This window comes from Streptomyces sp. ADI95-16, from assembly GCF_003721495.1.
Classification (GTDB): Bacteria; Actinomycetota; Actinomycetes; order Streptomycetales; family Streptomycetaceae; genus Streptomyces; species Streptomyces goshikiensis.
This window is the reverse complement of the sequence record NZ_CP033582.1, coordinates 214,982-229,232: the sequence shown is the minus strand read 5'-3', so window position 1 is coordinate 229,232 and position 14,251 is coordinate 214,982. Positions and strand designations below refer to the sequence as shown.

The following is a 14,251-nucleotide window of genomic DNA, read 5'->3' as shown; positions in this document are numbered from 1 at the left end:
CTTCCGTGCGACCCCCGTGCGGGGGCCCTTGCCGCGGTCCGGGCGCGGGCCGGGTGGTGGGGCCGGGGGTGGTCAGCCGGTGCGGACCATGCGGAGTTGCTGGGCGGAGCCCAGGTGGGCGCCGGCGGCGTCCCAGGCGTCGATCCATTCCACCGACCAGCCGGAGGTGGCGGCCTGGCGGGTCGTGGCCCTCAGCAGCAGCCACGGCGAGGAGGCCTTGGCGAGCCCCGCCCCGGGCCGGACCGTGAGCTCCACGGTCGGCACCAGCGCCAGCGTCGAGAGCACCGCGGCGTAGGAGGGGGCCAGCGCGTCCATCAGGAAGACGAAGCGCAGGACGTCGGGCGGGCTGTCGTCCTCCACGAGGCGGACCCAGGCCACCAGCTCGGCCTCCTCACCTCCGGCGTAGGGCCGCGACGACCCGACCGGGCGGATCTCCATGCTCGTGGTGATCGGTACGAATTCCTTTGGGATCGCGAATGGCTCGCATTCCTCGGGACCCGGCACCTCGGGGATCGGAATTGACACCTCCGGCCAGGAGACATCTCCGCCGGACGGGGCGAACACCGCCCAGGAATCGAGCAGCGGACCGCGGTCCGACTCGGCCCGCCCGGACACGATCGTGCTGGAGCGGCCGGCGTGCGTCAGCTCGGTGGTGATCCGCAGCGGAGCGTCGATCGTACGGCCGAACCGCCCTGTGACACTGACGAGTTCGGTCCCCGGCGCCTTCTCCTGCATGGCCGCGGTCAGCAGCGCGAGCGCCAGCCCGCCGTGCAGCCCGCCGAAGCCCTTGAGGTGCTGCGGGACGGCGATCGGGCCGCCGTGCCAATTCCGCAGAAACCGCCCCGGGGAAATCGCGCCGGGAATCTCTTCGCTCGCATTTTCCTGCATGTGCCCAACCCTATGAGTTTGCCAGCCGCACATGCAAGGGGAATTAATTCCCGAGCGGGCCGGAAAATTGCATGACAAACAGACGCACCGGAATAGCGAATTCTGCTTTCCAGGACGTCCGTGCTGCCCTGACGTTCTCCTGGCGAGGGGTGCTCCCCGCGGCGCGGCCGGGCCGCTCCGCGCCGCGGGGGCGCACCGCGGGGCTACGCCGGGACCGCCTGCGGGAAGGTGAAGAACCCGTAGACGTCGTACTTGTTCTTGACCCGGCTCAGCCGCGCCAGGTTGGAGCCGTAGTAGGCGTCCGCGTAGTTGGTGAGTTCCGTGTCGGGGAAGTTCACGTACGAGTGCCCGTTGGAGTACGGGTCGAACGCGTTGAACAGGCCGTTCAGCCAGCCCGACGCGGCGGCCTCGTCCTCGGCGGCCGGCGTGGAGGAGGCCAGGCTGACGGTCGCCGTCGCGCTGTAGAGCGCGTCGCGGTGCAGCCAGGCCGTGGAGTCGACCGCCGGCTTGTTGGCGTTCTTGCCGAGCCCGAGCAGGCTCACGATGCGGGTCTGCCCGGCCCGCCGGTCCGCGTCGAAGGCGGTCAGGAGCTGGTCCACGCCCGTCTGCGGCATGACGCGGTTGAACATGCGGCCGCGGTTCTTGACCCAGGCCTGGCGCGGCAGCGCGGCCTCGGGGTTGCTGCCGGTGATGTGGCAGGCGTCGGCCGTCTTGTCCTCACAGCCGAAGACCCGCATCATCGCCTTGTCGTACGACAGCTCCTGGACCACACGGGTGGCCGGGGCGGTGCCGACCAGCGAGGTCAGCAGGGCCAGTTCGGCCTCCAGCTGCTCCATCGAGCCGAAGTGCACGCCCGAGACGATGATCGTCGGGAGGTTGCCCGGCGCGGCGTTGGGCAGCCGGATCAGCCCGCCGCAGGCGAGGTCGGCCGAGGCCTGGGCGGACCAGTCGAGGTAACCGGAGACGGCGCGCTGCGCGTTGGCCCAGGTCCAGGTCAGGGTGTAGTGGCCGACCCGGGTGATCTTGGTGGGGGCCACCCGGAAGTCGGTGACCACGCCGAAGTTGCCGCCGCCGCCACCGCGCAGCGCCCACAGCAGGTCGGGGTGGTTGTCCTTGGAGGCGGTGACGATCCGGCCGTCGGCCAGCACCACCTGCGCCGAGACCAGGCGGTCGGAGGCGGGGCCGTACTTGCGGTACTGCCAGCCGGTGCCGCCGCCGGTGATGAAGCCGCCGGGGCTGACCGTCGGGCAGAAACCGGCCGGGACGGTGATGCCGTGCGGGCTCAGCTGGGGCACGACGTCGACGGCCTGGACGCCGGGGCCCACGCTCACGGTGTCCGCGCCCGCGCGGACGTGCTTGATCCGGGTGAGGTTGATGACCAGGCCCTCGGTGGTGGACCAGCCGCCGTAGTTGTGGCCGCCGCTGCGCACGGCGGTGTGGATGCCCTGGTCCTGGGCGAAGCGCATCGCGGTGCGGACGTCGCCCGGGGTCTCGGCGTAGACGACCGCCTGGGGGTAGATGTTGTCGAACTGCGCGTTGGCCAGCTGGCGTGCGCGCTCGTACTGGGCGTCGCCCGGCAGTACGAGGTCGCCGGTGAGCGAGGCGCCGAGGCGTTCCCAGGCACCCGTGGCACGGCGGCGGCGCGGGCCGGCGCTCGCCATGCCGACCGTGGCGGCGGTGGCGGTGATGCCGGCGCCGGCCGCGAGCAGAGTCCTACGGTTGATCATGAGGAAGATCCTTCTGTAGTACGTATGGCATGCCATGGCAGTTGGCTCGTGGGCCGGTCGGCGAGGGCCCGGGCCCGGGCCCTCAGGAGGCGCTGCCAGCGCGGGGCGCGCCCGGCCGGGCCCGCCTCCCGTCCGGTCCCCACCCACTCGGTGACGGGACGGATGCCGTGCAGCGCGTTGACCAGCCAGACCTCTCGGTCGTACAGGTCCTGCGGGGTGGCCCTGGAGCGGCGTACGACCACACCGCTCTCCAGGGCCTGACGGACCAGCAGCGCCCGGGTGACCCCGGGCAGCAGGTGGTCGTCGGTGTCCGGCAGGCACAGTTCGTACCCCTCCCACCACAGGAGGCTGGCCGTGGTCGATTCCGTGGCCAGGCCGTCCCGGGTGGTGAACAGGGCGTCGTCCGCGCCGGCCGCCTGGGCCATCGCCTTGATCTCGGCGAGCACCCCGAGGTCGGGTCCCTTGCGGCGGGGCTGCGCGCGGGGGTCCGCGTGCGGCCAGGTCAGGATCCGGACGCCGCCGAGGAGCTGGGGCGCGCGCCGGATCCACAGCGCGAGGCTCGCGTCCTCGCGCAGTTCGGTACGGGGGAACCAGGACCCGGTCCGGGGCAGTTCGGCGAGGGCGCCCTGCCAGAACCGCTCCAGGGTGGCCAGGTTCAGGCCGAGTTGGACGCAGGCACCGGAGAACCGGCTCACATGGTGCTCGATGCCGCGGACCCGTCCGTCCTCCACCAGCCAGGAGTCGGCCGCGAGGAGGCCGTCCTGCCGGTCGGGGGCGGGGGCGAAACCCGTGACGCTGTCCCACAGGAGCCGGCCTTCGGCGGCTGCGTCCGTCATGTCAGTACTTCCCCTTGCTGCTGTTGGTCGGCGCTCCCGTTCGCGGTCCGTACGGGGCGCGCTCCAGCCACTCGCCCAGGGAGGGCACCACCGGCGAGAGCGCGGCGCCGAGCGCCTGCTTGAACCGGGTGAACTCGCTCTTGGGGCGCAGGTGGGCCAGCGCGGTGCGGGCGGCCTCGCTGTTGAACTGCGCGGCCTGCTTGCGCTCGGAGTTGAACGCGGCGATGGAGCTGACCCGGTCGGCCGGGTTGGCCAGGGCCTTGGCCACCGCGTCGGCGGCCGCCGCCGAGTCGGCGATGCCGCTGTTCATGCCGCGGGCGCCGAAGGGCGGGAAGAGGTGGGAGGCCTCGCCGACCAGCAGGACCCGGTGCCGCGGGTCCGTGAAGGAGTCCGCGACGACGTGCAGGAACTTGTAGCGCGAGACCCACAGCAGCCGGTCGGCGTACTTCTGGCCGACGACCTTGGTCACCCAGCGGCGTGCGGCCTCCTCGTCGGCCCACTCCGCGGGGTCGTCGCCGTCCTTGCACTGGAGGTCGAGCTGGAAGCCGCCGGCGAACGGCACCCGCATCACGCTGCGCCCGCCGAGCGCGGGGTGCTCGTAGACGAACACCCGCTCCAGCGGCATCGGGTCCTCGGGGTCCTCCTCGATGTCGACGACGACGTGGAAGGCCTCGGAACGCTCGCCCACCATGTCGATCCCCTGCGAGCGGCGGACCTGGGAGCGGGCGCCGTCCGCGCCGATCACGTACTGGGCCTCCCAGACGGTGCCGTCCTCGGTGTAGAGGCGGGCGCTGTCCTGGTAGGTCTCCACGCCGGTGACGGCCGCGCCCCACCGGAAGGTGACGCCGGCGTCGAGGCAGGCGGCCAGCAGGTGCCGCTCGGTCTCGATCTGGCGCAGGCTGGTGAAGGGCGGGATGAAGTCGGCGCGCGGCGGCTGCGGCGGGTAGCTGCGCGCGAAGACCTCCTTGTCGCGGTAGATGGTGCGCCGGGTGGGCCACACGACTCCGTTGCTCACCAGGGTGCGGTCCAGCCCCGGGCTGATCCTGCCGAGCAGGTTCAGCGATTCCCGGTGGACGAACAGGGCCCGGCTGCCGGGGCGCACCCGGTCCTCCGGTTCGGCCTCCAGGACGGTGACCGGCAGGCCGTGGCTGCGCAGGGCGAGGGCCGCGGTGAGCCCGACCGGGCCGGCGCCGACGACCAGGGCCGGGATCGGTCCGGGCCCGTTGGGGTTCTGGGACATTGACAGCTCTTCCGCTCTTCCGCTCTTCGGGGGGTTGGGTCCGCAGTTCCGGGCGGATCAGCCGGCCGTGCCGACGGTGGGCGCGGTGTTCTCGCGGAGCATCTTGGTGATCTCCACCCGGCGGACCTTCCAGGTCGAGGTGCGCGGCACCTCGTTGAACGGCCAGTGCAGGGGGGCGGCCAGGGCCGGCAGGTCGGCGGTGGCGCGGGCCCAGCGCTCGGGGTCGAGGGGGGCGTCGCGGCGGGTGCAGATGACGGGGACGGGCTCGCCCTCGGGGCCGATGACGATGATCGCCTCCAGCAGCTCCTCCAGGCGCGACATCAGGACGTCCTCGACTTCGAGGCTGCTGTCGATCGCCTCGATCTGGTCGATCTCGCGGTCGATCAGGTGGAGCTTGCCGAAGCGGCCGAGGTAGCCCATGTCGCCGAGCCGCCACCAGCCGTCGTTGATGTTCTTCAGGTAGCGGTTGTGCTCGCCGAGGTACGTCATGATCGTGCTGCGGCCGCGCAGTTCGAGGTGTCCGGGCTTGCCCTTGGCCACCGGGTGGCCGGACTCGTCGACGACCCGCAGCTTGATGAAGCCGGGCAGGACGTAGCCGACGTCGCGGCCGTCGTTCTTCTCGGCGCTCTTCTCGGTGTACCAGGCGCCGGAGATCGGGCCGGTCTCGCTCTGCCCGTACAGCTGGACCAGCAGCGGGCGGGGCCGCGTGGAGGCCTTGAGCAGGCGCTGGATGGTGCGCGGGTGGATGGCGTCGAAGGTGCTGCTGTAGTAGCGGACGCTGGACAGCGGGGCGCCGGGCGCGTCGGCCAGGTCCTCCCACTGGATGAAGTTGTTCGGGTGGGTCTCGACCAGGCCCGGGCGGTGCCGCACGAAGATCGGGGCGATCTTGTCCGGGTCCGGGTCGTTCAGGATGACCATCGGGTTGCCGTAGTTGAGGAACACGCCGAGGGAGTGGAAGAAGCGCGAGTGCACGAAGGACATGCACAGCGCGACGGTCTCCTTCTTGCGGATCGGCCAGGCGATCATCTGCTGCGGCAGCAGGCGGTGGAACAGGCCGCGCGCGTTGTGGACCATCAGCTTGGAGACGCCCGTGGTGCCCGAGGTGTGCGTGATGAGCGCGGGCTGCGTCGCGTGCAGCTGGACGGCGGGGCGCCTGGAGACGCCCGTGAAGTCCGCGATCCGGCGCAGGCCGCCGAACTCGGCGGTGCCGGCCAGTACGGTCTCGTGCGTCAGCTCCTTGACGGAGACGCCGTCCAGCGGGCCGGTCAGCTTCGTGGCGTCGGAGATCAGCCAGGGCTGGTCGAGGCGGGCCAGCAGCTGGGCCACGATCTCGCCGGGCAGCGCGGAGGACACCATCACGGGGACGGCGCCGACCCGGGCCACGGCGCAGGCCAGCAGGTGGATGTCGAAGTTGTCGTCCTTGTGGACGGCGACGCGCTCGGTGGGCCGGATGCCTATCGCCCACAGCCGGGCCGCGAGGTCGTCGACCACATCGGCCAGGGAGGCGTAGGAGAAGTTCGTGCCGAGATCGGGGAAGGTCGCGAGGGGCTGGTCGAGGGTGACCGGGGTGCCCGGGAACTTGGCGGCGGCCTTCTCCCACAACTGGCCCAGGTAGAAGGCCTGCTCCGGCAGCGGGTTGGCGAACTTCGGGAGAGAGAACATGGACCTGCTGCTTTCTTGGTGGGTGGAGGGGGTGGGGAGGTTCACCAGCTGCCTTGCCGGATGAGGAAGCGCTGAAGTTTTCCGGTGGCGGTGCGCGGCAGGCTCTCGACGACCTGCACGGCGCGCGGCACCTTGTAGGGCTCCAGGACCGCGCGGGCCAGCCCGACGAGTTCGGGCTCCAGCTCCGCCGTGTCGTGGGCGTCCGGCCGCAGGACGACGAAGGCGCGCAGTTTGGAGGCGCCCCGGTCGTTGGGGACGCACGCGACCGCGATGTCGCGGACGGCCGGGTGGCGGGCCAGTACCTGTTCGATCTCCAGGGGCGAGAAGGTGATGCCGCCGACCATTTCGAGGTCGTCGGTGCGGCCGCTGTGGGTGAGGGTGCCGTCCTCGCCCCGCACCACCCGGTCACGGGTGTTGAGCCAGCCCTCGACGAGGGTGCGGGCGGTTTCCTCGGGGAGTCCGAGGTAGCCGCGGGTGACCGTGGGCCCGCGCACCCACAGTTCGCCGGCGACCCCGTCCGGTACGGGTGTGCCGTCGCGGTCGCGGACCTCGGCCTCGAAGCCGGGGACGGGCCGGCCGACGGTGCCGGGCTCGTGGAAGAGGTCGCCGTTGGTGGCGATGGCGTGGCCGGCCTCGGTGGAGCCCAGCTGGTCGTAGAGCGGGGCCCCGAGGAAGGCGGCGGCGCGCTCGCGCAGTTCGTCGGTGAGCCGTTCCCCGGCGGAGACGGCCGCCCGTACGGTGGCGAAGTCCGCGGGGTCGGTCTCCGCGAGGATGTTGGCGTACGCGGAGGGCACGGCGTAGAGGTAGGTGACCCGGTGCCGGGCGACAAGCTCGGCGATCCTGGCGGGCCTGGGGGGCCCGGGTTCCAGGACGGCGGCGCCGCCCGACCAGAGCGGGAACGCCAGGGCGTTGCCCAGCCCGTAGGCGAAGAACAGCTTGGAGACCGACAGGGCGATGTCGTCCGGGCCGAAGCCGATGACCTGCTTGCCGGCGCCGCTGTAGTAGATCTCCATGTCCTCGTGGCGGTGGACGACGCCCTTGGGAAGGCCGGTCGTGCCGGAGGTGTACTGGACGTACAGCGGGTGGTCGGGGCCGAGCCGGACCGCGGGGGCCGGGTCGGCTTCGGCGGCGCGCTCGACGAGCTGGGCGCCCGTCAGGTGCGCCAGGCCCGGGAACCGTTCGGCGAGGCCGGTCTCGGCGACGACCAGGACGGCTTCGCTGTCCTTGGCGACGTAGGCGTGGCGGTCGGCGGTGAGTCCGGGGTTGGCGAGCACCGCCACCGCGCCGAGGCGGGCCGAGGCGAGGAAGGCGACGACCCAGGCGATGCCGTCGGGCAGGGTGATCAGAACGCTGCTTCCCTGGCCGACGCCGTGCCCGGCGAGTACGGAGGCGGCGCGGGCGGCGAGGCTGTGCACCTCTCCGTGCGTGACGGTCCGGTCTCCCTCGTAATAGGCGATCCGGTCCGTCCACCCGCTCCGGAGCGCTTCCTCTCCGAGAGCTGCGGCCATGTTCATAGCGTGTGACTCCTGTGGTCGACTCGTGGCGGAACGTGGGGGTGTGGGGGGTGGTGTGGGGGGGCCGCCGCCCGGCCCGCGGGGGTGACCGGCCGGGCGGCGGAGCTGGGCGGCCGGTCAGGCCGCGAGCGGCTTCTTGACGCGGATCGCGCGCAGCGGGGCGGAGGCCTTGAGGACCATCTCGTCGAACTCCTCGTCGGCGTCCGAGTCGAGGATGATCGCGCCGCCGGCGCCCACCCGCCACTGGTCGCCGACCTTCACGGCGGTGCGGATGACGATGTTCAGGTCCGCGGTGCCGTTGGTGGAGAGCAGCCCGATCGATCCGGAGTAGACCCCGCGGGCCTCGTTCTCCAGCTCGTCGATGATCTCCATCGTGCGGAGCTTGGGGGCTCCGGTCATCGAGCCGCCGGGGAAGCAGGCCCGCACCACGTCGACGGCGTCGGTCCCGGTACGGATCTTGCCGCGGATGGTCGACACCAGCTGGTGCACCGTGGTGTACGACTCGGTGACCATCAGCCTCGGTACGTGGACGGTGCCGACCTCGCAGACGCGCCCGAGGTCGTTGCGGAGCAGGTCCACGATCATCAGGTTCTCGGCGCGGGTCTTGGGGCTGGCGGCGAGCGAGGCGCGCAGGGCCTCGTCCTCCACCGGGTCGGCGCTGCGCGGGACGGTGCCCTTGATGGGCTTGGTCTCCACGACGCCGGACCGGTCGATGGAGAGGAACCGCTCCGGGGAGGAGCTGGCGATCTCCAGGTCACCCAGGCGCAGGTACGCGGCGTACGGCGCGGGGTTGGACCTGCGCAGCGCCCGGTAGTAGTCGTAGCCCTCGCCCTCGGCGGGCAGCCAGGCGGAGGTGGTGAGGCAGACCTCGTAGCTCTCGCCGGAGCGCAGGTTGCGCTGGATCTCGTCGATCCGGGCCCGGTACTCCTCGCGGCCGTGGGTGAGCCAGGGCTCGGGGTCCACGCCCTCGCCGGCCTCGACGGGCTGCGCCGGGCGGAGCGAGAGGAGGGTCGCGGCGGTCGTGTCGAGCCACCGCAGGGCGGCGGACTCGGTGCCCGGCTCGGTGTCGCTGAGGGCCAGCAGGTAGGTGGCGCCCTCCTGGTGGTCGACGACGATGACCCGGTCGGCGAAGATCCAGACGGCGTCGGGGGTCGGCGAGACGTGCTTGTTCACCGAGCCGAGGTCGCCCTTGAGCTCGTAGCCGAAGTAGCCGACGTAGCCGCCCGTGAAGTCGAACGGCAGGTCGGGCACGTCGAGGCGGCGCCGGCGCAGCTGCGCCTGGAGGTAGTCGAAGACCGAGCCGGGGACGCGCTGCGGCAGCCGGCCGGTACGGACGACCTCCACCTCCCCGTCGGTCAGGTGGTACGTGACGGTCTCGGCGAGCGGGCCGGTGGAGTCGCCCAGGTAGGAGAACCGGGAGCGGCCGGGCTCGACGTGGGCGCTGTCCAGCCAGAAGGCCGGGGCGCCGGAGCCCGCGTACAGGTGGGTGAAGGCGGCCTCGGTGTCGATGGCCGTCTCGATGGTGCGCAGGTGGACCCGGTAGCCGGCGGCCGGCTCCTCGGTGGTGGCCTGCACCGGCGCCTTCGCGCCGACGGCCGCGGCGGCCCCGGCGGTCGCCGGCTCGGGGGCGGCGGGGCGGGGGTGGGCGTTCCAGTGGGCCTGGGTGAGGTCCCGGAAGTTCGCCATCATGCCGCGGCCGTGCTCGGTGGAGACCGACTCGGGGTGGAACTGGACGCCCCAGACCGGGCGGGTGCGGTGGCGCAGGCCCATGATGACCCCGTCCTCCGACCAGGCGGTGGCCTCGAGGGAGTCCGGGAGGGGCTCGGCGACGCTCAGCGAGTGGTAGCGCACGGCGGTGAAGCCCTGCGGGAGACCGGCGAAGATGTCGCGCCCGTCATGGGTGATGGGGCTGAGGAAGCCGTGCCGCGGCTCGGGGGCGGGCACGATCTCGGCGCCCTCGCCCTGGCCGATGCCCTGGTGGCCCAGGCACACGCCGAGCACCGGCACGGGGGAGGTCTCCAGGATGTGCGCGGAGACGCCGAAGTCGCGGGGCCGGGCCGGGTGGCCGGGTCCGGGGGAGATCACGACGTTGTCGAAGGCGGCCAGGTCGATGCCGGCGGCGGCGGGGTCGTCGTTGGTCACGACGACCGGTTCGACTCCGTTGACCTCGGCTATCAGCTGGAACAGGTTGTAGGTGTACGAGTCGTAGTTGTCGATCAACAGGGTTCTCATCACGCGGCTTTCTCGGGAGTCGCGGGCGAACGGCAGCACGGCGGTGATCCGGTCAGCCTCGGGAAATGAGCTCGGAGACGGTCCGAGCGGTGAGCAGTGCCTGGTCGTCGTTGAGGCGCGGGTCGCACAGGGTGCGGTAGGCGCGCCGCAGGCCCGCCTCGTCCTTGGGGCCGCCGGCACCGAGGCACTCGGTCACGCGGTCGCCGGCGATCTCCAGGTGCACGCCGCCGGGCCACTGGTCCGCGCCGAACAGCACCTCGAAGAAGCCGGTGATCTCGTCGTGGATGTCGCCCATCCGCCGGGCCTTGAGCCCGCCGGGGGTGGTGATGGTGTTGCCGTGCATCGGGTCGCAGACCCAGGCCACGTCGTGGCCCGCCGCGCGGACGGCCTTGACCAGGCCGGGCAGGACCTCGCGGACCCGGCCGGCGCCGAAGCGTCCGATCAGGGTGAGGCGGCCGGGCCGGCGGTGCCGGTCCAGGCGGGCGCAGAGTTCGACGAGGGCCTCGGGGCTGGTGCCCGGGCCGACCTTGCAGGCCACCGGGTTGGCGACCTGGGCGAGGAAGGCGACGTGGGCGCCGTCCAGGCGCCGGGTGCGCTCGCCGATCCAGGGCAGGTGGGTGGAGAGCAGGTAGTGCTCCCCGGTGTGGGAGTCGCGCCGGACCAGGGACTGTTCGTAGTCCAGTACGAGTGCCTCGTGGCTGGTCCACAGGCCGGTACGGCGCCAGGTGCCGCCCAGCTTGCTGGTCTGGCCGTACTCCTTGAGCACGGACCGCAGGCTGCCGTCCCAGGTGCGGGTGGGCAGGATCTGGCGGCCCTCGCCGCCCCGCGCGTCCCACGGGTGGATCGCGGAGGCGGATTCGTGGGCCATCAGGTGGAGCTCGTTGAGGACGGCACGGGCGGTGCCGTAGGCGGTGAGCATCCGGTACGGGTCGGGAATCCGCGCGGCCGCCTCGGGGGCGGACTCGTTGACCATGTCGCCCCGGTAGACCGGCAGGACCTGGTCGCCGACGGTCTCCTCGGGCTTGGAGCGCGGCTTGGCGTACTGGCCGGCGATCCGGCCGACGGTGACGGTCGGCAGGTCGCCGGTGCCGCTGATGATCTCGGCCATCTCCCCGATGACGCGGTGCTTGCCGCGGACCGCGGCGAGACCGGCGGCGCCGACGGGTTCGGCACAGTCGCCCGCCTGGAGCAGGAAGGCCCGGCCGGCCGCGACGTGCGTCAGGGCGGAGCCCAGCCGGCGCACGTCGGCGGCCGCGGTGAGGGCGGGTGCCAGGGCCAGCTGGTCCTGGACGTGGGCGGCCTTGGAGGGGTCGGGCCACGTGGGCTGCTGGTCGGCCGGCAGGTTGCGCCACTCGGTCGTGGGGAGCGGCAGCCCGGCGGGCACCGGTACGGCCGGCAGGTAATCGGCGAAGGTCACTGCTCATCTCTTCCGTCGGTGTGGCGGCAAGGGGGCATTGAGGACCATGGATGGGCGGCCTGTCAGCCTTCGAATTCGGCGGTGACCAGCCCCTTGGGCTCCAAGAGGAACTGGGCGAGGCTGCCGTCGTGGGGGGTCTCGGGGACACCGGCCCAGGGCTTGACCCGGCCGGTGACCACCTTGCGTACGGAGGGTTCGCGCAGGACCGCCCCGGCGAGTCCGGCGTGGTCGCCGGGCAGGCTCACCACCAGGGACTCGCGCAGCGGGCGGGTGCCGTCGGAGGGCTGCCAGGGGGCCACCACGATGAAGGGGAAGCCCAGTTCGGTGCCGGCCAGCGCGTGGTCGGCGCGGTCCACGGAGACGACCAGCGGCCGCAGCACCGTGGTGCCGTCGCCCGGGTCGGCGAGGACGGAGCCGCCGTAGCGGTGGGTGCTGTGGTCGCGCGCCCCGGCGGTCAGGCCGGTGAGGTGGCCGGCCAGGGCCTCGCCATTGGCGGGGCTGGTGGCCGGCAGGGTGGCGAGCTCGTCGAGCACGGGGCGTACGGGCAGGTCCGCGAGGCGCTCGGCGAGCGCGTCGGCGAGGGCGGCGACCGGCCCGCTGGTGAGCACCAGCGAGATGTTGTTGCAGCGGACGCCGCCGTCCTCGGAGATCCACTGGACGAGGTCGTCGAGCAGTTCCTTGTCGGTCTCGGCACCGGGGCCGACGAGCACCTTGCTGCGGCCGGGGCCGCGGACCAGGACGTCGCCGCGGTGCGCGAACCGGGCGGCGGCGTCCGGGCCGCCGTAGACCAGGCCCAGGTCGGCCTGCTGGAGCAGGTGTTCGCCGACGTCGTGGCCGCCGGGCAGGAAGGCCACGGTGTCCGGGTCGAGTCCGGCGGCGAGCAGCGCGGCGACGAGCCGGCGCGGGGTGAAGGGGTCCTTGCTGCCGGGGCGCACCACGACGCGGGCGCCCATCGCCAGGGCGCGGACCCAGGTGACGTTCGGCTCGGGGTGGTTGTTGGGGACGATCGCGGCGAGGATCCGGCCCCGGGGGACCATGACGGTGCGGTAGCCCCGGGTCTCGTACGGGGCCGGGGTCTCGGCGCCGTTGATGCGCTCGATGATGCCGAGCTGGGTGTGGATGCCCTCGATCGCGCGGGTGATGGCGGCGCCCGGGGTGCCGGTGGCGAGGACGACCCGGCGGCGGTACTCCTCGGGGCTCTCCCCGTTCAGTTCGGCCGTCGCGAAGAGCTCTCCGGCGGCCGCGAACAGCTCGGCGGGCGGGGCGGGCGTGTCGGCGCCGCCTCGCAGCCGGTTGAGGGCGGCCTGGGCGAGCAGCCGGGGGGCCAGGCCGACGGAGACGAGCGGGGTGCCGTCGAGGGCGGTGAGCTCGGAGCGGTCGCGGCTCTCGACGTCCTTGCCGCCGATGACGGGATTGATCGCGGGTAACGCGCCGCTGTCGTGGGCGTTCCCGCCGTGGGGGGCGGCCATCAGTAGACACCCTCGATCACGGCCGGGGCGTCCTTGGTGGTGAGCGGGCCGATGTCGGCGAGGCCGTCGATGTGGTCGCCCTTGGCGGGGCGGACGCGGATCGCGGTGTCGCGCTCCAGCACGTTGGGCAGGAACATGTCCTTGCTGAGCTGGTGCACCAGGACCTGGCCGCGCTCGCCGTACTCGACGGGCTCGCCGGTCTCGGGGTGCAGGAGTTCGACGATCGACTGCGGGAAGTACGGGCGGAAGACGGCGGGGTGGCTGTCGCCGGCCTCGCGGACCCGCTGCGGGGCGATGCCCATCAGGGTGTTGCCGTAGATGGCGGCGACCCGGGCCCGCGGGAAGAACGTTTCCTCGATCTGGTGCAGGGACTCGGGGCTGATGCTGGTGCCGGCCCACAGGATGCCTTCGAGGGAGGCGGCGAGCGCGTCGTAGAGGGCGGGGCGGGCGCAGACCGCCTCCAGCACCGGCGGGGTGATGAACAGGACCTTGATGTTCTGGGAGTTGACCACGAGCTCGATCTGGTCGAGCAGGTACTCGCGGTACTCCGCGGCGAGCTCCGGGCGGCCCGAGCCGATGAGCCGCTTGACCCAGCGCGGGTCGAAGTCGAGCGTGAAGCACATGGAGCCGCGCAGCTGCGCGAGGTGGCGCACGGTGCGGCCGACGACGTGCGGGCCGGTGGGGCCGACGTGCAGCCAGTGCCCCTGGGAGGGGAAGCCGTGGTCGGCGAGGACCTCGCTGACCCACTCCACGTTCTGGCCGCGCGATTCGCTGTCGACGACGCGCTTGGGGGCGCCGACGGTGCCGCCGGACTCGAAGACGTCGAAACTGTTGCCGGCGCTCCCCTCCGGAACCAGGTCCTCGACGGGTACGGTACGCAGTTCACCGCTGACGTCCGGGAAGCGGCGCAGGTCCGCGATCTCGACGATGTCGGTGAGCGGGTCGAAGCCGAGGCCCGGTGCCTTGCGCAGCCAGAACGGGGATCCCGTCGCGGGGTCGAAGTGCCAGCGCATCATCTCGCGCAGGTGCTTCGAGACGGCGTTCGGGTCGTCGGCTCCCAGCACGTCGTTTACCAGCTCAGTCATGTAGATCCAACCGTTTCTTCGGGCAGTGCCACCGGGCACCGGATGTTCAGGTTCTGGGCACGCCCCGGCGCCGGATTGAGGAGCGGGAGTGCGGAGGTGCGGGAGTGCGGGAGTGCGGGTGCAGCGACGGCCGCGCGGCCGGGGCCGGGCAGCACAGGGGACCGCCGATCGGGGTGGCCCG

General features: G+C 72.5%; 10 protein-coding genes. All 10 read right to left on the bottom strand.

Translation table 11 applies throughout. From position 1 onward, the window contains the following. Nucleotides 1-72: 72 nt before the first annotated feature. On the bottom strand, nucleotides 73-888 hold the full coding sequence (locus EES41_RS37935; RefSeq protein ID WP_250568759.1) for a thioesterase family protein: 816 nt from the start codon (nucleotides 886-888) through the stop codon (nucleotides 73-75). Between the two features lie 203 nt (nucleotides 889-1,091). Continuing rightward, the gene (locus EES41_RS37930; RefSeq protein ID WP_123083094.1) at nucleotides 1,092-2,615 is read right to left on the bottom strand and encodes an FAD-binding oxidoreductase; all 1,524 of its coding nucleotides are present in this window, start codon (nucleotides 2,613-2,615) and stop codon (nucleotides 1,092-1,094) included. Then, nucleotides 2,612-3,451 (bottom strand): aminotransferase class IV, encoded by an 840-nt coding sequence (locus tag EES41_RS37925; RefSeq protein WP_123083093.1) that lies wholly within the window; start codon nucleotides 3,449-3,451, stop codon nucleotides 2,612-2,614. The genes EES41_RS37930 and EES41_RS37925 overlap by 4 nt, the downstream gene beginning before the upstream one ends. Nucleotide 3,452: 1 nt before the next feature. Next, entirely contained in the window at nucleotides 3,453-4,691 is a 1,239-nt protein-coding gene (locus EES41_RS37920; protein WP_123083092.1) for an FAD-dependent monooxygenase, read from the bottom strand. A gap of 57 nt (nucleotides 4,692-4,748) precedes the next feature. Next, nucleotides 4,749-6,353, bottom strand: coding sequence for a class I adenylate-forming enzyme family protein (locus tag EES41_RS37915; protein ID WP_164496188.1), 1,605 nt, complete (start codon nucleotides 6,351-6,353; stop codon nucleotides 4,749-4,751). A gap of 41 nt (nucleotides 6,354-6,394) precedes the next feature. Next, a complete protein-coding gene (locus tag EES41_RS37910; RefSeq protein ID WP_355801362.1) occupies nucleotides 6,395-7,861 on the bottom strand; it encodes an AMP-binding protein in 1,467 nt (488 codons plus the stop codon). 123 nt (nucleotides 7,862-7,984) lie between these two features. After that, nucleotides 7,985-10,099 (bottom strand): aminodeoxychorismate synthase component I, encoded by a 2,115-nt coding sequence (pabB, locus tag EES41_RS37905; protein WP_164496187.1) that lies wholly within the window; start codon nucleotides 10,097-10,099, stop codon nucleotides 7,985-7,987. Nucleotides 10,100-10,151: 52 nt separating this feature from the next. Continuing rightward, nucleotides 10,152-11,516: a 3-deoxy-7-phosphoheptulonate synthase gene (locus tag EES41_RS37900; protein WP_123083090.1), complete on the bottom strand. Its 1,365-nt coding sequence runs from the start codon at nucleotides 11,514-11,516 to the stop codon at nucleotides 10,152-10,154. A gap of 62 nt (nucleotides 11,517-11,578) precedes the next feature. Then, a complete protein-coding gene (locus EES41_RS37895; protein ID WP_123083089.1) occupies nucleotides 11,579-12,985 on the bottom strand; it encodes an aldehyde dehydrogenase family protein in 1,407 nt (468 codons plus the stop codon). Further along, the gene (locus EES41_RS37890; RefSeq protein ID WP_037792361.1) at nucleotides 12,985-14,070 is read right to left on the bottom strand and encodes an AMP-binding protein; all 1,086 of its coding nucleotides are present in this window, start codon (nucleotides 14,068-14,070) and stop codon (nucleotides 12,985-12,987) included. Before EES41_RS37890 ends, EES41_RS37895 begins: the two co-directional genes overlap by 1 nt. Nucleotides 14,071-14,251 lie beyond the last annotated feature (181 nt).